Genomic DNA, 19,789 nt, shown 5'->3' with positions numbered 1-19,789 from the left:
TGTAAAGGCTGTCTCTCCTCAGCGGACCAGCCTCTCCTCAGTGGGCCGGCGCCGGAGCCTCCTTCGGAGACCAGGCCATTACCTGTACCTGGTCCCATTCCACGGCACCCAGGGCGGACAGTCCCTCGTCGGCCCCTGTACCGTGCACCACCACTACCAGGCGGGGCACGTCGGCAGCCACGACCAACCGCAGGGCCATGAGGTGCGCCAACTCCCAGCCATCCATCGGCTGGACCACTGCCACGAAGGCGGGGCGCTGGGCTGGATCACGAGGGAATTCGTTCAAGACATCTGCAGCTGCGTCCTGCACGAAGTGCACCTCCATGGACTGGCCAGAGGCGCTTGCGCGGGAGCACCGGTACCGGAACCGTGCATGGCAGTCCCCGTCAAGAATCACATAGTCGGCCGGTGCATGGGCCTCCACATCAAGCGGGATGGCCTGAAATGCCTCGCCCCGGCGTCTGGAGCGGAACCGCCGGGTGGTGTTTTCCGGTTCGTCGGATTGTTCCGGCAGCCTAGCCGTCCACGACAGGCCGTTCGATGCAATCGCATGGAGCGAGTCGATGTGCTCCACGGGATCGTAACGATGGAACATCGCTTGCTCGCCGGAGGTGTACTTGACGAACTTGTAGGAATGGTCGGTCATCAACTGCAAGAATCGCGTCCTGCCGGCCCACCCGCCCACGAACCAGTTCGCCTGTGATATCTCTGAAGCCCGGGCGTCCACGCGTACTTGTAGTTGCCTGGTCTCGGTCGTGTCGAACCACCGCAGCTCTTCGCAGACGAACGTCTCCTGGGCGGGGGCCCCCAGGAATTCCCTGATGATGCCAAGCATGGCCGGCAAGGCTGTGCCGGCCACCGCGGAGTGTTTGCCGTCGATCCGGTACTTCGTGAGATTGGGGACGTCCTGAACGAGCTCAATCAGTGAATGGTTGCTGAGTTCGTCCGAGTTCGTATAGAAGTAGTCAATGGTCCGGCCCTCCGCAAAGTACTGGCGAAGGAGGTCCTCCGGCTGCTCAGCCTCGCGGAAGGCCCGGTTCCGGTACAGGTTGTCCTTGAAGAACGGCTTGCTGAAGTAATACGGCAGGTTCATCTGTGGAACGGCCAGCACCAGCCGCGCGGCAGGAAAGTTCCTGGCGTACCGGATTGCGATGGATGCGCCTTTTGAGGCGCCGAAGAACAGCATGCGGGCGGGATCGATGTTGAATTGGCCTCGCAGTTTTTCTATGGCGGCGTTGATCCGGCCATCAAGCGGCCGGCCAGCGTTGTCCACCATCATGTAGGACCCGGCCGCCAAATAGCGGTCCTGGAAGCAGACCATCAGGGTGTCTTCCAGGTCAGCGTCCGTGATCCCTTTGAGGTAGCTCACCGCAAAAGAGATTCGCGTCGTGGAAGGGCCGAAGCCCGGGAAGGTGAGGAGCATCCTCTTCGGATCAGTGGTGTTTCCCCGGACGGAGTAGTATGCATCGCCATGTTGCTCTACTCCATATTGCTCGTCGTACTTGATTTGCTGCGGCGTAGTGAAGGGTCCTCTGCCGATTCCCAATTCGAAGGGACCCCCCGAGGCGAGCCTGAACCGGGAGGGGTCGTCAGTTCCGACCATGATGTTCCGGTATTCGAGGGGGAAACCGCGGGCCGGCGGCTCAATCAGATTGCCGTAGACCACCTCACCATCCTGCAGCAGCTGGAACGGTTCGCCTTGGTGATCCTCCCAGTCCGGGAGGGTGAGCTTGGCGAAGAAGATCCCCTGCGGCAGGTGCTCGGCGGCCACTTTGCGTACCCGGGCTTCCAGTCCCCTCGCCTTGATGAGCCTGCGGACGGCCGACTCAGGGGCCGATTCCATCAGCGACCTCGCCACTTCCCGGCCCGTCGACGAATAGGCAACGGCTCTTCCCAGATCCGTAGCTTTGCGCTTTAACTCCCCGAACTTCGACGTCACAGTGCCAGCATCCTTTCGACGATCTTCCGGTTGATCCGGTCCGCGTCAACGCCCTTGAAGAAACGGTCACGACGCGCGCGGTACAAGGGTTCCTCAGAGGCAAACCGTTCATTGACGAGGTAGTCAATGAGATCCACGTGCTGATGAAAGACCGGCCCCAAGCCTTCTTCTTCATAGTCCAGCCGCCCCTCGTAAGGCTGCTCGCGGAAGAACTCGGCGTGGTCCCAGTGGTAGTACGCGATGGGGATGTGTACGAATGAAGCATCAAGGACTGCCGAGCTGTAGTCCGTAAACACCATTTCAGCGGAGCTGATGGCTTCCCGGTAGCTGAGTTCCGACAACACCACCCGCTCGGAGAACCGGAAGTGTGCCGTCCGTTTCTCAACATTCGGGTGGAGCTTCACTTCAAGTCTGCGGTCAGTGGCATCGAGGAAGGTCAGCAGCGCAGGATCGGTCAGCACTTGGTCTATGGCCTGGAAGTAGCGTGATTGGAGGAACTGCTCCGTGGACACCTGGTTCAGGTTGAACCGCCACGTAGGCATGAACAGGAGGTGAGCTGAATTCCGGGGTTCACGGGCCAGCGACTCAAGTCTGGGCAGGCCGGAATTGAGGGTCTCAACAGGCGCCAATCCAGCCATGTAGTCTGCCTCCAGCTGTCCGGTGGCAATGAAGACGTCAAAGTACTTGGACAGCACCCAATCGGACATGTCGTTGAGTTGGATGCCATGTTGCAAGTACACAAACCGGGAGTTGGCAAACGACTTTCCGCGGTACCGGATGTTGTAGATCTGGGAAGACACCACAAGATCGGAGATCAGGAACTTCTCATAGAACTCTGGGCTGAAAATGGGGATGAGCTTGAAGCCCTTCTTCTCAAGCCGCTCCCAATCGGGGGATTTTGGGTTGATGGCGAAATAGGACTCCGTGAATTCGGGGTGATTGATCCGGAAGTAGTCGTAGAGATGTTCAGCGTTGTCGTCCGCCTGTAACGGCCTGTCGAAGAAGAGAATGCTGGAGTGGGGGCTGATGGGACGTTGGTAGAAGTTGTAACTGCCCGGACGGGCGTGACCCGGCCGCAAGGTACGCGGCAGGTAGGTCTTGGCGATGGCCAGGACGTCGTCGCCGAACAGCAGTTCATACAGGAGCCGGGCAGGATCCTCCACGGGCTGGTCCTGCAGGAACACGAGATAACTGTCCTTGTCACTGAGCTGTTTGAAGAGGTGTGTGGTGGCACAGGGATCGGCCAGCCAGCGGATCCATGCAGCTTCGAAGGGCTGCAAAGGTTCCACCATGGCGAGCATCTCCGTCATGTTGTGCGCCGTCACGAGTTCCCGCAGGTGTTCGAGGCTCACGGCGGTAGCCTTTTGGGCCCGCATACCACGCAGGAAAAGCGCCATGAAGCGCAGGAGGTACAACCGGAGCTGTTTGGATGATGTGGGAATAACAGGCACCAGGCGTTTGGCTTCCGGGGACAACTGAAGTCCGATTGCGGCTTTGGTTTCCGTGGCCACCGAATAGCCGGCGGGCAGCGGTTTCACCTTTTCGATCGACCAATACAGCCGGTAGCTGGTGTAAAGGCCTGCCCGGTCCACGTCCCCGATCGCCTCCAGCGCGTCTGCGAGTCGTCTGGTGTTGAACACCGAGCCAAAGATGTCGGTATCCCGCGCATAGTGGTAGGCGTCGTCGATCGCCGTTCCCGCAATGTTCCCGGCGATCCTGCCCGTATACATGACAGGTTCCGCCAAGTACACCGTACGGGTCCTCAGGTAACCGATGATGGTGGCCGCATAGTTTGCCGACACCTGGTGCGATGTCCGCATGAACACCACGTATTTGCTGGTGATGTCGGCGCACAGCCGGCCGATGGACCGCGTGGTCAACGGTTCGGTGGCTTGCAGGATGGAGAACTCCGCGTCGAAACGCAGACGTGCCGCCACAAGTCTTCGATACATCGCAGACTCCCGGTCCAGTGTTCCGGGTTCCTCAAGAACGATGGTCAGCAATGATGGCAGCTCGGACATCTTTTCCTTAGACGGGTTGAAAATCAGCGTGGTGTGATGGGTGACCCGTTCCTTCCTCAATTCACGGGCAATTGCCTCCCACGTATGCTGTGCCGGACCCATGTGAATCGTGACGGGAAAGAAAAAAACCGTTGCGGAGATCACCCGTCATCGTGGGTCCGGCCCCCGGGCGTACATCACGTAGAATTAAGGCACTATGGCGAACTCCCCTGATTCCAACAAATCGACCCCTTCGGCCGACTCACCCAAGCGTGGGCTCTTCCAGCGCAAGCCCAAGGAAGCCAAAGCCAAGAAGCCCAGCCAGCTGAAGCAGATCGCCGAGGTCTTCAAAATGACCCGGCGCAACGATCCGCAGGTTGTGCTGATCATGCTGCTGGCGTTCCTTGCCGTGGTCGCTGTCGCCTTCGTTGTTGGCTTCCTTCTGGAAAACTGGATTACCGGCCTGATCATCGGTATCCCCTTGGGCCTGCTCGCCGCCGTCTTCATCCTTTCGCGTCGTGCTGAAAGGGCCGCCTTTGCACAGATTGAAAACCAGCCTGGAGCTTCCGGCGCTGCCTTGGGCACGCTCCGCCGCGGTTGGGTCACCCAGGACCAGCCGGTGGCCGTGAACCCACGCACCCAGGATGCAGTTTTCATGGCCATAGGCCGCCCGGGAGTCGTCCTGGTCACGGAGGGTCCCAGCCACCGGGTCAAGACCTTGGCTGACGCAGAGCGCAAGCGCCTGGGCAGGATCCTGCCCAACGTCACCATCCATGTCCTCGAGTCCGGCCGCGGAGAAGGCCAGGTTCCGCTGAACCAGCTCGCCAAGACCATGGGCAAGATGAAGAATGAACTGACCAAGGTTGAGGTCAATGCTGTCTCCAAGCGCATCAACTCCTTGGGCAACCGTCTCCCGATCCCGAAGGGCATCGATCCCTACAAGGCGCGCCCGGACCGCAAGGCGGCCCGCGGACGCTGACCGCAGAACGAAACATGCGCCCCGGTCCTCGAAAGAGGCCCGGGGCGCATTCTTGTCAGCACGGAAGGAGCGAAGCTACATGCGGATGAGGATCGTGTTCATCGCCTTGTCATGGAGGCCCCGCTGGTCCGGATCGAAGATCACCGCAGGGATCACCAGGCACACAAGCAACGTCCTCACGACGGCCACCAACGGCCCTGGCTGCCCACCGGAGAGACGTACCACGTGGATGCCCGCGATTCTGTGTCCGATGCTGTAGCCAAGGGTTCCAATGAGGAGGATCTGCTCCACGGCGAAGATGGCCAGGGTTGCCCACTGGTTGCCGCCGAAGGCAAAGTTGCTGATGACCAAGGCAATGGTCCAGTCGATGACGATGCCCAGGATGCGGCGTCCTGCACGCGCAATGGAGCCAGGCCCCGATTCAGGGAGCCCCAGCCGCTCGCCGGGGTATTTGGAAATGCCGGAGGTGTCCGGACCGCTCAACCAGGAGCCAATGTCTTTACGATCAACCACCTTTCAAGCTTAACTGCTGGCGGTGCGCCCATCCGACCCGGGCGGACCAGGTACCGGCCGAGCCCGCCCCGGTGTTCGTCCACCGGACGCGCATGGACCGGACACCCGCAAGCCGACTACCGTTTACACAACAGATGATTCTGTAACCTGCCGGAAACAATGCTGACACCCCCGGGAAATCCCGTCTCCCTAAGGTGATAGGAGTTGCCAGCCACCGCGGCAAGGGGAAATTTTTGTGTCTCCAGGTCTTCGGCTTGGGCTGGACCACACGGCCTTCCGGGCCTGTTACTTGATATGCATAAGGAGCATAGATGTTCAAGACTGCGGACGAAGTCCTCAAGTTCATCAAAGAAGAAGACGTCAAATTCGTCGATATCCGCTTCACTGACCTCCCGGGCGTCCAGCAGCACTTCAACGTGCCGGCCAAGAGCGTTGACCTCGACTTCTTCGTGAACGGTCAGCTCTTCGACGGTTCTTCCATCCGCGGCTTCCAGGGCATCGCCGAATCCGACATGCAGCTCATCCCTGATGTTACCTCGGCCTTCGTCGACACCTTCCGCATCGAGAAGACCCTGGCCCTGAACTTCTCCATCGTCAACCCGCGCACGGGCGACCCCTACCACCGCGATCCCCGCGGTGTAGCCGAGAAGGCAGAGGCTTACCTGGCTTCGACCGGAATCGCAGACACTGCGTTCTTCGCTCCCGAGGCCGAGTTCTTCGTCTTCGACAACATCCAGTACGAGTCCTCCCCGCAGGGCAGCTTCTACAAGATCGATTCCGAAGAAGCGCACTGGAACACCGGCCGTAAGGAAGAGGGCGGCAACCTCGGTTACAAGACTCCGGTCAAGGGCGGCTACTTCCCTGTCTCCCCCACCGACAAGCAGGCTGACCTCCGCGACGCCATGTGTGTCGAATTGGACAAGGCCGGCCTTGAGGTTGAGCGCTCCCACCACGAAGTTGGTTCCGCTGGCCAGGCCGAGATCAACTACAAGTTCACCACGCTGACCGCGGCTGCCGATGACCTGCAGAAGTTCAAGTACGTCATCAAGAACACTGCTGACGCTTGGGGCAAGTCCGTGACCTTCATGCCGAAGCCCGTCTTCGGCGACAACGGTTCGGGCATGCACTGCCACCAGTCCCTGTGGAGCAACGGAGAGCCGCTGTTCTACGACGAGAAGGGCTACGCCGGTCTTTCCGACACCGCCCGCTGGTACATCGGCGGCCTGCTGAAGCACTCCTCCGCAGTCCTGGCGTTCACCAACCCGACCGTCAACTCCTACCGCCGTTTGGTCAAGGGCTTCGAAGCTCCGGTCAACATGGTGTACTCGCAGGGCAACCGTTCCGCCGGTATCCGCATCCCGATCACGGGTTCCAACCCGAAGGCCAAGCGCATCGAGTTCCGCGCTCCGGACCCCTCGTCCAACCCGTACCTGGCGTTCGCTGCCCAGCTGATGGCCGGTATCGACGGCATCCGCAACCGCATTGAACCCCCGGCCCCGATCGACAAGGACCTCTACGAGCTCCCCGCCGAGGAAGCCAAGGACATCCCCAAGGCTCCGGGCACGCTGGAAGAAGCCCTCGAGGCCCTGCGTGAGGACAACGAATTCCTGCAGGCCGGCGGTGTCTTCACCCAGGACCTGATCGACACCTGGATCGAGTACAAGTACGAGAACGAGATCCGTCCGCTGTCCCTGCGCCCGAACCCTTACGAGTTCGAGCTCTACTACGGCGTCTAGTCAACTCCGGGGACAGAGCATGCTTTGCCCCGCCGGAGGTTGACCGGCCTCCAACCGCCGAGGGCCGCCAACAGGAAACACTCCTGTTGGCGGCCCTTCGCCGTTAACGCATACGGCCCGGGCCGATTGCTTAGTGTTTGGTGCGGGGTGACTTTCCGGGCTCGTCGGGGGCCGCGCACTCGTCGCAAAAGACCCTCTCGGTTTCCTCACCGCAGCATTGGCAGCGGTGGATCAGTGCTGCTGTTTCAACTACATAGGCTGTCATAGCCTCAATAGTGCCGAGCGGGCCCACGGGGAACACGAGTAGCGTGTACTCGTCTTTTCGCTTCCGCGCCGGAACGACTACTTGGTTTCCTGCAGACTACTTGTTTTCCAGCAAGCCCATGCTGTGGGCAGCCGCCACGCCCATCCCCGGAAGACCGGCGTCGCCCGGCACGGCATCCTCGTCCAGGAAAGTGGCAAAACAGCGCCTGCAGGCGTACTGCCCGGGGGCCGCATGGCGGGAAGCCCAATGTGGGCCCGCCTGCGCGCAGCGGAAGCAGGCAGCATCCGAAAAGGACGCACCCTCCTCGTCCAGCCTCACCGTCACGGGATGAATCTTAGGCTAAACGCGACCCCGCGAACAGAGGTTCAGCGGCGGGGCTACTGCTTACCGTATTTCTTATGCACCGCTTGCTTGGACACTCCCAAGCACAAAGCAATGGCTTCCCAGGACAGGCCGGCTTGCCGGGCCGCCCGCACCAAGGATGATTCTGTCCTTCCGACTTCCTTCTGCAATTCGGCAACGGCGTACAGTGCCTCGGCGGGCCCCATTCCGTCCATCTGCCCAACAAGGGTTTTCATGCGTTCCACCTCCATCCGTCAACCATAGTTGACGTCAGAGACGTTGTCAACCATGGTTGACGAGCGTCCTCAGGCGAATGCCCTGAACATGGTGCGCTGGGGCCCTGAACTCCCGCCGAGGTAGCGTCCCCTGTCCACGAAGCCGGCCCTGGCGTACGCAGCCTTGCCGGCAGGGTTACGTTCGTTGACAGAAAGAACGACGCCGCCCTGGCCGCCATCCAGCCAGGCTGTCAGTTTTCGCGCTTCCTCCACAGCCGCCGCAGCAGCCGACCGGCCAATCCCCTGCCCCTGGCTTGCCGCATCGATCGCGAACCCCCTCAGCAACCACGCCGAATCGTCGTCTTCCCAGCCGGCGAGCCGCGCAGCACCACATTGAAGCGTCAAGACGCCCACAACCGCACCATTGGCCTCAATGGAAAACGGGAACTGCGACGCGTCCTCCAGGCCGGCGAGCATCATTCGGAGAGGGTCGCCAACGAACTCCCGCTGACCGGGTTGCAGGCTGAGCTCCGCAACGTCGCCCAAGTGAATGGCCCTGGCGTCGGCATCGATTGCCTTCAGCGGAATCAGCCACGCAACGCTCGTACCCCTTTGATCTTTATAGCTCATAACTCCAGTCTTTGCGTCATAATCGCGCACAGGTTCGGATTCCCGGCTAGGGTGGGTCCAGCCGCTCCCCTAGAGTTAGGAAACCCCGTAGATGAGCCAGCCGAACGTCATCCTCATCTGTGTGGACGAATGGCGGGGAGACTGCTTGTCTGCCGACGGGCACCCACACCTTGAGACACCCCACCTTGATGAACTTGCCAGGAACGGTGTGCGGTTCTCCAAAGGATACTCGGCCACTCCCTCCTGCGTCCCGGCGCGCGCCGCGCTCTTCACGGGGCAATCACAGGAGCGGCACGGACGCGTGGGCTACGACGACGGAGTGCCCTTCCACGCCGCACATCCGGTCACCGTCCAAGGCGAGTTCCGGAAGGCCGGCTACCACACGCAGGCCATCGGCAAGATGCATGTTTGGCCTGAGCGCTCCAGAGTGGGATTCGACGACGTCGTCCTGCACGACGGCTACCTGCACCACGCCCGGAAGGAACATCGGCAGCACTTTTCCCTGTTTGACGACTATGTGCCCTGGTTACGGAGGCAACCGGGAGTGCCGGCCGACGCCGACTACTTCGACCACGGCGTCAACTGCAACTCCATCGTGGCCAGGACATGGGACAAGGCCGAACACCTGCACCCCAGCCATTGGATTGGAACGCAGGCCATCGAATGGATGCAGCGGCGGGATCCGGTGAAGCCCTTCTTCCTGTACTTGTCCTTCCACCGGCCCCACCCGCCCTACGACCCGCCGTCGTGGGCCTTCGAGCAGTACCTCAACATCCCGCCCTACGAAACCGTGGAAGGCGATTGGGAACATCATTGGGACGACTTCCGGGCAGATGGAAACTACCAGGCAAGCTATGGACACATCCCGGACCGCGTGGTCCATCGGGCCCGGGCTGGCTACTTCGGGCTCATGGCGCAGATCGACCTCCAGGTCAACCGGATCAAGGAATCGTTGGCCGACTTCGGGCTGCTGGATGACACCATCGTCGCTTTCACCAGCGACCACGGCGAGATGATGGGCGACCACCACATGTTCAGGAAAGCCGTGCCCTACGAAGGCTCCGCCCGGGTCCCGTTCATCATTGCGGATGCACCCAGTGCCGGAGGGTCCACGCGCGGCGCCGTGGTAGACCATGTGGTGGAACTCCGCGACCTCATGCCCACTCTTCTGGATCTGGCCGGGCTGCCCATTCCGGACAGCGTGGACGGCAAGTCCTTGGCCGCGCTTGTCCGGGGTGATGGCACGGGCCCGGTCCGCGAGTGGCTCCATGGCGAACATGTCTACTGGGGCCAGAACCTGCACTGGCTCACCGACGGTCATGCCAAATACATTTGGGGCTCGGGCAAAGGCACCGAAGAGTTGTTCAATCTCGACGCCGATCCCCAGGAACGCTGGAACCTCGCCGGGGATCCTGCCCACCAAGGCGACGTGGAACTCTGGCGGCATCGCCTGGTGGAAGCCTTGCGCCACCGCGAAGAAGGCTTCGTGGTTGGCGACAGGCTGGTCCCGGGCGCACCCGTGGTCTCCATTTTGCGGCACACCCGCGAGGCAATAGCTGCGGCTCAGGTCCCGTAGAACTTCTTTTCAAACACGCCCCGGGCACGTCGGCTCAAGCGCAGGTAGTCTTCCTCGAACTTGCCCGCGGTTCCCGGTGCATATCCACACCAGCGAGCCACCGCTTCCAGGTCGCGGCGCGACGACGGCAAGAGGTCCGAAGCCCGACCCGTCACAATCACGTTCGCCGACCGGATACGGCTGGCAAGCTTCCACGCCTGACGCAACAAACCGGCGTCGCCCTTTCCTATGAGGGCAAGCCCTTCAGCTGCGGCAAGTGCCTCCAATGTTGAGGTGCTCCGCAATTCCGGATGCTTTCCAGCATGTTGGAGCTGGATCAACTGCACCAGCCACTCGACGTCGCTCAGGCCACCCCGGCCAAGCTTCACGTGGCGGGCAGGATCGGCCCCTCGAGGCAGTCGCTCGGATTCCACCCTTGCCTTGATGCGCCGAATCTCACGTACATCCTGCTCGGACAATTCGTCAGGGTACCTGATGGGATCGATAAGCCGGACGAAGTCCCGGGCGAGCTCGTCCGATCCGGCCATGGGCCGGGCGCGCAGAAGGGCCTGCGCTTCCCAAATCAATGACCATCGTCGGTAATACTCGGCATAGGAGTCCAGGGACCTGACCATTGCCCCGTTCTTGCCCTCCGGCCGAAGGTCGGCATCCACTTGCAGGACCCTCTCGGCCATGATGGCCGGCTTGAGTGGCTGGGTCAGGAGGCTTGAGATCCTGGCAACGATCGTCGTTGCCTGTTCCTGCGCTTCGGCGTCCGTAAACCCGGGACGTGCCCGATGCACATACATGACGTCCGCATCGGACCCATAGCCGATCTCACGCCCGCCCTGCCGGCCCATGGCCACCACCAGGACGTCGGTCTTCAGCGGTCCGGCATCGGCCACTGCTGCTTCCGCTACGTGCAGGGCACCCAGGACGGCTGCGCGGTCCGCTTCGGCCAGGGCCAGGCCCACAGCATCCTGGTCCAACAGTCCTGCGCTGTCTGCGATGGCCGTTCGAAGGATTTCACGCCGGCGGATCAGCCGGATGAGGCGCATGGCGCCTCCAGGATCCGGATGCCGCGAGAGCTTGGACTGGATTTCCTGCCACTGGGCGTCGAAGGGGATGGGGGCCAAGTCCTTGTCACTGCCCAGCCATGCCACTGACTCGGGCGAGACCTCCAACAGATCCGCAATCAGTCGGGAGTTCGCCAAGACCTGGCACAGGCGTTCGGCTGCAGCCTGTGAATCCCGGAGCAGTCCCAGGTACCAGTGGGTGGTCCCCAACGCCTCACTGACCCGACGGAAGGCCAGCAACCCGGCGTCCGGATCCACGCCCTCGGCCAGCCAGCCGAGAAGGATGGGAAGAAGTTGGCGCTGCAGGGCCGCCCGACGGCTTACTCCGGCTGTCAGGGCCTCGATGTGGCGCATGGCGCCCTGCGGGTCGAGGTAGCCCAGGGCGGCAAGCCTGCCCTGCGCGGCTTCCGGGCTGAGCTTGGCATCTTCGCTGCTGAGTTTCGCCGCCGTGTTCAACAGGGGGCGATAGAAAATGCGTTCGTGCAGGTCCCGAACTGCACGTTTGGTCTTCTGCCAAGCGCCTATCAGCTGGTCCGGATGCGGCCGTTCGAGGGCGAACGGCCCCAGGACGGCTTTGGCCAGGAAACGCTGGGCGTCCTCGGCCACGGGCATGAGGTGGGTGCGGCGGAGCTGGAACAACTGGATCCGGTGTTCAAGGACGCGGAGGTACCGGTACGCGTTATCGAAGGCTGCAGCGTCCACCCGCCCAATGTAGCCACCTGCGGACAAAGCGGCGATCGCCGAAGTGGTGTCGCGGCAGCGGAGGGACTCGTCGGACTTTCCGTGGACGAGTTGCAGGAGTTGGACGGTGAATTCGACGTCCCGCAGCCCACCCCGCCCCAGCTTGATCTGGCGTTGTTCCTCGGCAGCAGGAATGTGGTCGGTCACGCGCCGCCGCATGGCCTGGACGGATTCCACAAATCCTTCGCGGCCGGCGGAAGCCCAGACAAGAGGCTGCACGGCTTCCTCATAGCGTTGGCCCAGGTCCCGGTCTCCCGCGATGGTCCGTGCCTTCAGGAGCGCCTGGAATTCCCAGCTTTCGGCCCATCTCGCGTAATAGCTCAGGTGCGAGGCAAGAGTTCGTACAAGAGGCCCTGACTTGCCTTCCGGACGCAGGTTCGCGTCCACCTCCCACAGCCCGGGTTCCGGTGCAAACGAGGAGATCGCCCTGGAAATACCGGAGGCCAAGGCGGTCCCGATGGTTGCCGCGCGGGCGTCGTCAAGGTCCGCCGCCTCCATCACGTAGATGACGTCGACGTCGGAAATGTAGTTCAGTTCGCGGGCGCCGCATTTGCCCATGCCGATGACGGCCAGCCCGACGCCGGCAACCTCCTCGGCGTCGAACTGTCCTGTCGCTTCGGCCCGGGAGACGGCCAGGGCCGCCTCGATGGCCGCACCGGCCAGGTCAGCCAGTTCGGCCCCGACGGCCGGCATGAAGTCCTGCGGCGAGGCCGCGCACAGGTCCTTGATCGCCAGTTCGGTCAATCCCCGCCGGTACGCAGCGCGCAAGGCCGTATAGGCGGGAAGCCCGGTCAGGCCGGCAATGGGACGCAGCGAGCCAGGATCAGCTTTGACGGACCGCAGTAAGAGGGAACGCAGCTCGTCACTCGATGCGGAGAGGGGTTCCGGGCTGACCTTGGTGTTGAACACATCCAGGTGCTCGGGCCGGCGCATGAGGAACTCCCCCAACGCCTCCGACGCGCCGAGCAGCCGATACAGCGGCTCGCTGGTGTCCGGGTCCGCTGCGGCCAGCGTTTTCAGTCCGGGGTTCTTCTCGATGAGCCTCACCAGCGACTGCAAAGCAGTATCCGGACTGGCGGCCAGGGACAGGCCGCTGAACAAGGCTTCCTGTTCCAAGCCCTCAAGTTCCGGGGCAGCGAGGAACCGCTCCCCCTTCTCCAGGTCGCTGAATCCAGCCGAGATGAGCCGGCGTGCAAGGCTCACAGCGCCGCCTAGAGGATGCCGAGGTTGCGCTGCAGCTCGTAAGGCGTGACCTGCAGACGGTAGTCCTGCCACTCGGCGCGCTTGTTGCGCAGGAAGTGTTCAAAGACCTGCTCTCCCAGGATCTGCGCCACGAGTTCCGACTCTTCCATGGCGCGGATGGCGTCGTGCAGGCTGGCAGGCAGCGGAGCGTGACCCATGGCCTTCCGCTCGGCCGTCGTCAGCGACCAGACATCGTCTTCGGCGGCCGCCGGGAGCTCGTAGCCTTCCTCGATACCCTTCAGACCGGCACCCAGGAGCACCGCGTAAGCGAGGTAGGGGTTGGTGGCAGAGTCGATGCCGCGGTACTCGATGCGCGCCGACTGACCCTTGCCCGGCTTGTAGAGCGGGACGCGGACCAGGGCGGAACGGTTGTTGTGGCCCCAGCTCAAGTAGCTCGGTGCTTCTCCGCCGCCCCACAGCCGCTTGTAGGAGTTCACGAACTGGTTGGTGACTGCCGTGAACTCAGGCGCGTGCCTCAGGATGCCTGCAATGAACTGGCGGGCAGTCTTGGAGAGCTGGAACTCGGCTCCGGCCTCAAAGAAAGCGTTGGTATCGCCCTCGAACAGGGAGAAGTGGGTGTGCATTCCGGAGCCGGGGTGGTCCGTAAACGGCTTGGGCATGAACGTGGCGTAGGTGCCCTGCTGCAGGGCCACTTCCTTGATGACAGTGCGGAAGGTCATGATGTTGTCCGCTGTCTGCAGCGCATCGGCGTACCGAAGGTCGATCTCGTTCTGCCCGGGGCCGCCTTCGTGGTGGCTGAACTCCACCGATATGCCCACCGATTCGAGCATGGTGACGGCCGTGCGCCGGAAATCCTGCGCAACTCCGCCCGGAACGTGGTCGAAGTAGCCGCCCTCATCCACGGGCACCGGAGCCCCGTCCGGGCCAAGGTCCTTGGACTTGAGGAGGTAGAACTCGATCTCCGGGTGCGTGTAGCAGGTGAACCCCATGTCTGCGGCCTTGGCAAGGGTGCGCTTGAGGACGTTGCGGGGATCGGCAGCGGAGGGCTCCCCATCCGGGGTCAGCACATCGCAAAACATCCTGGAGGTCTGTTCGGTTTCGCCGCGCCACGGCAGGATCTGGAACGTCGAGGGGTCGGGTTGGGCCAGCATGTCAGATTCAAAGACACGGGCCAGGCCCTCAATGGCGGAGCCATCGAAGCCGAGTCCTTCCTCGAATGCACCCTCAACCTCTGCTGGCGCCAGGGCCACGGATTTCAGCGAACCCACGACGTCGGTGAACCACAAGCGTACGAAGCGCACGTCACGCTCTTCGATCGTCCGCAGAACGAACTCTTGCTGGCGGTCCATTGGGGCCTCTTTTCCGGTCGGTATCCACGCCGCACGGTTCCGTTCGGAAGGCGCGGCAGCTCAGCCTTCACTCTACTAAGCATTCGTGGCGAATGCCGCCGCAGGGACACCGCGTAACACAGCGTTTACAAATGGTGACGCTTGGCACATTGCTGGCAGCCCCCGCCGGCACGGCTTAGGCTCTATCCATGGCCCCAAGCAACCTTCCTGAGTCCAGCACGCCCGCCGAAGTTCCCGCCCCTTACGGGTCGGGTCCCGCCGCAGCCGCCCAAGCACCCTCCACGGACGCCAGGAAGCCCGTTTCCAAGGTACGGATCCACCACCTGCAGCAGGCCAAGGACAACGGCGGCCGCTTCGCCATGCTGACCGCTTATGAGCAATACACGGCGGAGATTTTCGACCAGGCCGGCATCGAAGTACTGCTGGTGGGCGATTCAGCCTCCAACAATGTCTTCGGCAATGAGACGAGCCTTCCCGTCACGGTGGACGAGCTGCTGCCCTTGTGCCGTGCAGTGAGCCGTTCCGCCAAACGCGCCCTGGTGGTGGCCGACTTACCGTTCGGCAGTTACGAGATATCCCCGGGGCAGGCCGTCGCGACAGGGGTGCGCTTCCTGAAGGAGGGGCTGGCACACGCCGTCAAGATCGAGGGGACCGCCTACTATGCCGAAACAGTCCGCGCCATGGTGCAGGCCGGCATTCCCGTCATGGCCCACATCGGATTCACCCCGCAGAGCGAGCATTCCCTGGGCGGCTACCGTGTCCAGGGACGCGGCGACGATGCCCAACGGTTGATCGATGACGCCGTGGCCCTGCAGGACGCAGGAGCCTTCAGCGTTCTCATGGAGATGGTTCCTGCCGGGACAGCTGCTGCCGTTGACGCCGCCCTGCGGGTTCCCACCGTTGGCATCGGCGCCGGCAAGGACACCACCGGCCAGGTCCTGGTGTGGCAGGACATGGCCGGACTCCGGGGCGGCAAGATGGCCAAGTTCGTCAAGCAGTACGCCGATCTCCGCAGCACCCTGGGCGAAGCCGCCGCTGCCTACGCCGCCGATGTCCGGTCAGGCCACTTCCCGGGACCCGAGCACTCGTTCTAGTCGTCGTCCTGGGCATCCCAGGCTTCGTTGCGCTGCTTCACCTTTTCCAAGGCATGCTCGGCTTCTTCGCGGGTTTTGTAGGGACCAATCAGCTGGGTCCAGTCGGACATGGCGTCCTCCTCGATCTGGTGCGTCTTGACGTTGTACCAGTACTCCGTCACGTCTCCTCCTAGCGTCAGTGGACTCTCCGTCGCGTAACGTTGGCGGGTCCTCTTGGAACCGGCACGCATTGTTACTTGCGTCTCGTGCCCGCCTTATATGATCAATCTATGCCTTCTCCAGTCTCCACCGCACCCATCGGCACGCTGTCCCCAGGAACCATCAGCCCTGAGCTGGCTGTTCCCGGGTCGATTGCCCGTCCTGAGTACGTCGGCAAGAAGGCCCCGGCCAAGTTCACCGGTTCGGAGGTCAAGTCAGCGGAAACCATCGAGAAGATCAGGATTGCGGGCAAGATCGCTGCCCAGGCGATCGTGGAGGTCGGAAAGCACATCCAGCCGGGAGTGACCACGGACCAACTGGACAAGGTGGGGCACGAGTACCTCCTGGACCACCACGCGTACCCGTCCACGCTGGGCTACCGCGGTTTTCCCAAATCACTGTGTTCCTCACTAAACGAGGTGATCTGCCACGGCATCCCCGATTCCACGGTGGTGCAGGACGGCGACATCCTCAACATCGACATCACGGCCTTCATCAACGGCGTGCATGGCGACACGAATTACACTTTCCTGGTTGGCGACGTGGACGAAGAGTCCCGTTTGCTGGTTGAGCGTACGCAGGAGTCGCTCAACCGGGCCATCAAGGCCGTGGCCCCGGGCCGCGAAATCAATGTCATCGGCCGCGCCATCGAATCGTATGCCAAGCGATTCGGCTACGGCGTGGTTCGGGACTTCACCGGTCACGGCGTCGGAGAGGCCTTCCACACGGGCCTCATCATTCCGCACTACGATGCCGCTCCGGCGTACAAGACGGTGATCGAGACCGGCATGGTGTTCACCATCGAGCCCATGCTGACACTCGGCACCATCGAATGGGACATGTGGACCGACGACTGGACCGTCGTCACCAGGGACCACAAACGCACGGCCCAATTCGAACACACCCTGCTGGTCACCGAGGCCGGCGCGGAAATCCTTACCCTTCCCTGAACTTTCCGGAAGGGGCACGCCGCCCCGGTGGCTGCGCCACGTCCAACCCTCCTGCCATGAACGGAATTGAATTGTCCACAAAGGATGAGAAGACCCACAAGAACCGCCCGCTGATCGGAATCGACATCGGCGGCACCGGTATCAAGGGCGGCATTGTCGACCTCAAGAAGGGCAAGTTGATCGGTGACCGCTTCCGCGTTCCGACGCCGCAGCCGGCCACACCCGAGGCAGTCGCCGAGGTGGTGGCCGAAATCGTGGAGGAACTCTCCAACCGTCCCGATGCACCCGCGGCAGACTCTCCCATCGGCGTCACTTTTCCCGGCATCATCCAGCACGGTGTGGTCCACTCGGCCGCCAACGTCGACAAATCCTGGCTGGACGCCGACATTGACAAGAAGTTCACGGAACGGCTTGGCCGTCCCGTCGAGGTCATCAACGACGCCGACGCCGCCGGCCTCGCCGAGGCACGCTACGGCGCAGGCGAAGGCGTTGACGGTACGGTCCTGGTCATCACCCTCGGCACGGGCATCGGCTCGGCCTTCATCTTCAACGGCACATTGGTTCCGAATGCCGAACTTGGGCACCTGGAAGTGGATGGCTTCGACGCCGAAACGAAGGCCTCGGCCGTGGCCCGCGAACGGGACGGCCTGAGCTGGGATGAATACGGGGTGCTCCTCAACCGATACCTGCAGCACGTCGAATTCCTGTTCTCGCCCGAGCTCTTCATCATCGGCGGTGGCATCTCCAAGCGATCCGACGAGTACTTCCCGCATTTGGAACTGCGCACGAAGATTGTCACGGCAAAGTTGAAGAATGACGCCGGGATCGTCGGCGCGGCCCTTGAGGTGGCCCTCCACCACAAGCTGGCCAAATAGCAGGCCGGCGTTCCGACGCCAAGCCGGACCGGTCATGGTCCGGGAAGAGTGCCGGTGGTGGCTGCGGCTTCCCCTCCGCTGCCACCACCGGAGTCAGAGTTGGCTCTTCTCGGAGCCTTTCGTGCCCTTGGCGGAGGACTTCGCGTGTGCCTCTGCTTCATGGCGAAGCAAAGAGATGGCCGATTCGAAGTCTTCCAGTGATTCGAAGGCCTGGTACACGCTGGCGAACCTGAGGTAGGCCACTTCATCCAGCTTGCGCAGCGGTCCCAGAATGGCCAGGCCTACCTCGTGGGCATCGATCTCAGCCGCACCCGACGAGCGGATGTTTTCTTCGACCTCCTGCGCCAGCATGGCGAGGTCGTCCTCCGTGACAGGGCGCCCTTGGCAGGCCTTCCGGACACCGCTGATCACCTTGATGCGGCTGAACGGTTCACCGACTCCCGAACGTTTGATCACGGACAAGCTGGTGGTTTCCACTGTGGTGAAGCGCCGGCCGCATTCCGGACATTGGCGCCTGCGGCGGATTGATGAGCCATCGTCAGCCATGCGGCTGTCCACCACACGGGAATCAGGATTCCGGCAGAACGGACAATACACGTTGGGCCTCCCTGATGGTTTCCGTTGACTGGCACCTGCCGCGCGGGAACGCAAAAGGTGCCGGAAGTTTCACTTCCGGCACCAGTTTACGTACGGTCATGCCCTAATGACAAGCGTGTAATTACTACATGTAGTGGTGGCCACCCGCATATGTAGTGGTAGCGGCCTTAGGCGAAGCGGATCTTCACCGCGTCACCGTGCCCCGGGAGATCCTCCGCGCCGGACAAGCTGACGATGTGGTTGCTGACCTGTTCCAGAGCCGACCGGTCGTAGTTGATGACCTGCACAGCCCGCAGGAAGGTCGTCACATTGAGCCCCGAGGAAAAAGCTGCGGTTCCGCTGGTAGGCAGCACGTGGTTGGAGCCTGCGCAGTAGTCCCCCAGGCTTACAGGGCTGTAGTCGCCCACGAAAATGGCGCCGGCATTGCGGATACGCCCCGCAACAGCGGACGCATCCGCCGTCATGATTTCCAGGTGTTCCGCCGCGTAGGCGTTGCACACGGCGATTCCCTGTTCCAGGTCATCAACCAACACCACACCGGACTGCGGCCCCGAAAGAGCCTCGAACACACGGGCGCTGTGCTTGGTCGCTGCTGCCTGGCGGCCCAGTTCAAGCACGACGGCGTCGGCCAGCTCCGGGGAGTCAGTCACCAAGACGGACGCTGCTTTGGGGTCGTGCTCGGCCTGGCTCAGGAGGTCCGCAGCCACGAGCGGCGCTTGGGCACTGGAATCGGCCAGGATCGCAATTTCCGTGGTGCCGGCCTCGGAATCGATGCCCACCACGCCCTTGACCAGGCGCTTGGCAGTGGCAACGAAGATGTTTCCAGGACCGGTCACAACGTCGACGGGCTCAATCGGTTGTTCCGCGCCGTCGCCCGGGATGCCGTATGCAAATGAAACGATTGCCTGGGCTCCACCGATTGCGTACACCTCCTCAATGCCGAGCAGGGATGCAGCAGCCAGGATGGTGGGGTGCGGGAGGCCGCCGAAGTCCTTCTGGGGCGGCGATGCCAAGGCGATCGACTGCACGCCTGCAGCAACCGCCGGGACGACGTTCATGATCACGGACGAGGCCAGCGGGGCCAACCCGCCCGGCACGTAAAGCCCCACCCTGCCCACCGGAATCCAGTTCTGGCTGACCACCGCGCCATCACCGAGGCTCACGTCCACGTTGGCGGGCCGCTGGCGCTCGGCAAACTGGCGGGCACGGTTGATGGACTCTTCGAGGGCAGCGCGGACAGCGGGATCGAGCTCCGCCAGGGCCCGGGCAATGGCCTCTGCCGGAACCCGCGGGTGCGACTGCTCAACGCCGTCGAAATTCCGTGCGAGATCGCCCAGTGCGGCGAAGCCGCGCCGGCGCACATCCGCGATGATGTCCAGGACCTTGCGCTCCGCGTCTGCCAACGTCTGATGCTGCGCCCGCGGAACGGCGGCCCGCAACTCCGCAAGCGAGAGCCGGCGGCCGCGGAAGTCGATGGTGCGGAAGTTCAGGGAATCAGTGGCGGGGGAAGCAGTATCCGAAGGAGTGGTCAC

At 62.6% G+C, this 19,789-nt stretch carries 17 protein-coding genes; 6 read left to right on the top strand and 11 right to left on the bottom strand.

What is annotated here, in order from left to right; translation table 11 throughout:
• Positions 1–37: 37 nt before the first annotated feature.
• Both ACIQTZ_RS16830 and ACIQTZ_RS16825 read right to left on the bottom strand, forming a co-directional pair.
• Positions 38–1,939, bottom strand: coding sequence for a hypothetical protein (locus ACIQTZ_RS16830; RefSeq protein WP_402982382.1), 1,902 nt, complete (start codon positions 1,937–1,939; stop codon positions 38–40).
• Entirely contained in the window at positions 1,936–3,960 is a 2,025-nt protein-coding gene (locus ACIQTZ_RS16825; protein WP_402982380.1) for a CDP-glycerol glycerophosphotransferase family protein, read from the bottom strand. Before ACIQTZ_RS16825 ends, ACIQTZ_RS16830 begins: the two co-directional genes overlap by 4 nt.
• A gap of 196 nt (positions 3,961–4,156) precedes the next feature.
• On the opposite strand from ACIQTZ_RS16825, the gene ACIQTZ_RS16820 reads away from it, so the two are divergent.
• Positions 4,157–4,918 carry a DUF4191 domain-containing protein gene (locus tag ACIQTZ_RS16820; RefSeq protein WP_400334610.1) on the top strand — a complete coding sequence of 254 codons (762 nt, stop codon included), beginning with the start codon at positions 4,157–4,159 and terminating at the stop codon, positions 4,916–4,918.
• A gap of 75 nt (positions 4,919–4,993) precedes the next feature.
• Here the strand turns inward: ACIQTZ_RS16820 and ACIQTZ_RS16815 are convergent, their stop codons facing one another.
• A complete protein-coding gene (locus ACIQTZ_RS16815) occupies positions 4,994–5,431 on the bottom strand; it encodes an RDD family protein (protein WP_402982378.1) in 438 nt (145 codons plus the stop codon).
• Between the two features lie 311 nt (positions 5,432–5,742).
• Between ACIQTZ_RS16815 and glnA (ACIQTZ_RS16810) the strand changes: the two genes are divergently transcribed.
• Positions 5,743–7,167, top strand: a complete 1,425-nt coding sequence (gene glnA / locus ACIQTZ_RS16810; protein ID WP_397322857.1) for a type I glutamate--ammonia ligase — start codon at positions 5,743–5,745, stop codon at positions 7,165–7,167.
• Between the two features lie 361 nt (positions 7,168–7,528).
• Here the strand turns inward: glnA (ACIQTZ_RS16810) and ACIQTZ_RS16805 are convergent, their stop codons facing one another.
• From ACIQTZ_RS16805 to ACIQTZ_RS16795, 3 genes are read right to left on the bottom strand one after another with little or no spacing between them, the layout of a single operon-like run.
• Complete coding sequence (locus ACIQTZ_RS16805) at positions 7,529–7,756, bottom strand: hypothetical protein (RefSeq protein WP_400334614.1); 228 nt, start codon at positions 7,754–7,756, stop codon at positions 7,529–7,531.
• 53 nt (positions 7,757–7,809) lie between these two features.
• Entirely contained in the window at positions 7,810–8,025 is a 216-nt protein-coding gene (locus ACIQTZ_RS16800; RefSeq protein WP_397322859.1) for an AsnC family protein, read from the bottom strand.
• Positions 8,026–8,079: 54 nt separating this feature from the next.
• Complete coding sequence (locus tag ACIQTZ_RS16795) at positions 8,080–8,619, bottom strand: GNAT family N-acetyltransferase (RefSeq protein WP_400334616.1); 540 nt, start codon at positions 8,617–8,619, stop codon at positions 8,080–8,082.
• Positions 8,620–8,710: 91 nt separating this feature from the next.
• Here ACIQTZ_RS16795 and ACIQTZ_RS16790 point away from each other — a divergent pair, with 91 nt between their 5' ends.
• Complete coding sequence (locus ACIQTZ_RS16790) at positions 8,711–10,195, top strand: arylsulfatase (RefSeq protein WP_402982376.1); 1,485 nt, start codon at positions 8,711–8,713, stop codon at positions 10,193–10,195.
• Here ACIQTZ_RS16790 and ACIQTZ_RS16785 read toward each other — a convergent pair.
• Positions 10,183–13,194, bottom strand: a complete 3,012-nt coding sequence (locus tag ACIQTZ_RS16785) for a bifunctional [glutamine synthetase] adenylyltransferase/[glutamine synthetase]-adenylyl-L-tyrosine phosphorylase (protein ID WP_402982374.1) — start codon at positions 13,192–13,194, stop codon at positions 10,183–10,185. The two genes, ACIQTZ_RS16790 and ACIQTZ_RS16785, sit on opposite strands and share 13 nt — an antisense overlap.
• An 8-nt stretch (positions 13,195–13,202) precedes the next feature.
• Positions 13,203–14,543, bottom strand: coding sequence for a type I glutamate--ammonia ligase (gene glnA / locus ACIQTZ_RS16780; protein WP_397322864.1), 1,341 nt, complete (start codon positions 14,541–14,543; stop codon positions 13,203–13,205).
• Between the two features lie 188 nt (positions 14,544–14,731).
• On the opposite strand from glnA (ACIQTZ_RS16780), the gene panB reads away from it, so the two are divergent.
• Positions 14,732–15,637 carry a 3-methyl-2-oxobutanoate hydroxymethyltransferase gene (gene panB, locus ACIQTZ_RS16775; RefSeq protein ID WP_402982372.1) on the top strand — a complete coding sequence of 302 codons (906 nt, stop codon included), beginning with the start codon at positions 14,732–14,734 and terminating at the stop codon, positions 15,635–15,637.
• Here the strand turns inward: panB and ACIQTZ_RS16770 are convergent.
• Positions 15,634–15,798, bottom strand: coding sequence for an SPOR domain-containing protein (locus ACIQTZ_RS16770; RefSeq protein WP_387438536.1), 165 nt, complete (start codon positions 15,796–15,798; stop codon positions 15,634–15,636). The two genes, panB and ACIQTZ_RS16770, sit on opposite strands and share 4 nt — an antisense overlap.
• Before the next feature lie 108 nt (positions 15,799–15,906).
• Here ACIQTZ_RS16770 and map point away from each other — a divergent pair, with 108 nt between their 5' ends.
• Positions 15,907–16,785 carry a type I methionyl aminopeptidase gene (gene map / locus ACIQTZ_RS16765; RefSeq protein ID WP_402982370.1) on the top strand — a complete coding sequence of 293 codons (879 nt, stop codon included), beginning with the start codon at positions 15,907–15,909 and terminating at the stop codon, positions 16,783–16,785.
• A 56-nt stretch (positions 16,786–16,841) separates the two neighbouring features.
• The gene (ppgK, locus tag ACIQTZ_RS16760; protein WP_400334624.1) at positions 16,842–17,660 is read left to right on the top strand and encodes a polyphosphate--glucose phosphotransferase; all 819 of its coding nucleotides are present in this window, start codon (positions 16,842–16,844) and stop codon (positions 17,658–17,660) included.
• Positions 17,661–17,753: 93 nt separating this feature from the next.
• Here the strand turns inward: ppgK and nrdR are convergent, their stop codons facing one another.
• A complete protein-coding gene (nrdR, locus tag ACIQTZ_RS16755) occupies positions 17,754–18,257 on the bottom strand; it encodes a transcriptional regulator NrdR (RefSeq protein ID WP_400334626.1) in 504 nt (167 codons plus the stop codon).
• 167 nt (positions 18,258–18,424) lie between these two features.
• Complete coding sequence (gene hisD, locus ACIQTZ_RS16750) at positions 18,425–19,789, bottom strand: histidinol dehydrogenase (RefSeq protein ID WP_402982368.1); 1,365 nt, start codon at positions 19,787–19,789, stop codon at positions 18,425–18,427.

The sequence above is a fragment of the Paenarthrobacter sp. NPDC090520 genome (genome assembly GCF_044769205.1).
In the GTDB taxonomy this organism is placed as follows: Bacteria; Actinomycetota; Actinomycetes; order Actinomycetales; family Micrococcaceae; genus Arthrobacter.
This window is presented reverse-complemented; position numbering and strand designations above follow the sequence as displayed.

What these genes read in the sequence shown, in the direction of transcription:
- ACIQTZ_RS16825 (WP_402982380.1), bottom strand. Translation starts at nt 3,960, where the DNA reads ATGTCCGAGCTGCCATCATTGCTGACCATCGTTCTTGAGGAACCCGGA.
- ACIQTZ_RS16820 (WP_400334610.1), top strand. Translation starts at nt 4,157, where the DNA reads ATGGCGAACTCCCCTGATTCCAACAAATCGACCCCTTCGGCCGACTCA.
- glnA (WP_397322857.1), top strand. Translation starts at nt 5,743, where the DNA reads ATGTTCAAGACTGCGGACGAAGTCCTCAAGTTCATCAAAGAAGAAGAC.
- ACIQTZ_RS16800 (WP_397322859.1), bottom strand. Translation starts at nt 8,025, where the DNA reads ATGGAGGTGGAACGCATGAAAACCCTTGTTGGGCAGATGGACGGAATG.
- ACIQTZ_RS16795 (WP_400334616.1), bottom strand. Translation starts at nt 8,619, where the DNA reads ATGAGCTATAAAGATCAAAGGGGTACGAGCGTTGCGTGGCTGATTCCG.
- ACIQTZ_RS16790 (WP_402982376.1), top strand. Translation starts at nt 8,711, where the DNA reads ATGAGCCAGCCGAACGTCATCCTCATCTGTGTGGACGAATGGCGGGGA.
- glnA (WP_397322864.1), bottom strand. Translation starts at nt 14,543, where the DNA reads ATGGACCGCCAGCAAGAGTTCGTTCTGCGGACGATCGAAGAGCGTGAC.
- panB (WP_402982372.1), top strand. Translation starts at nt 14,732, where the DNA reads ATGGCCCCAAGCAACCTTCCTGAGTCCAGCACGCCCGCCGAAGTTCCC.
- map (WP_402982370.1), top strand. Translation starts at nt 15,907, where the DNA reads ATGCCTTCTCCAGTCTCCACCGCACCCATCGGCACGCTGTCCCCAGGA.
- ppgK (WP_400334624.1), top strand. Translation starts at nt 16,842, where the DNA reads ATGAACGGAATTGAATTGTCCACAAAGGATGAGAAGACCCACAAGAAC.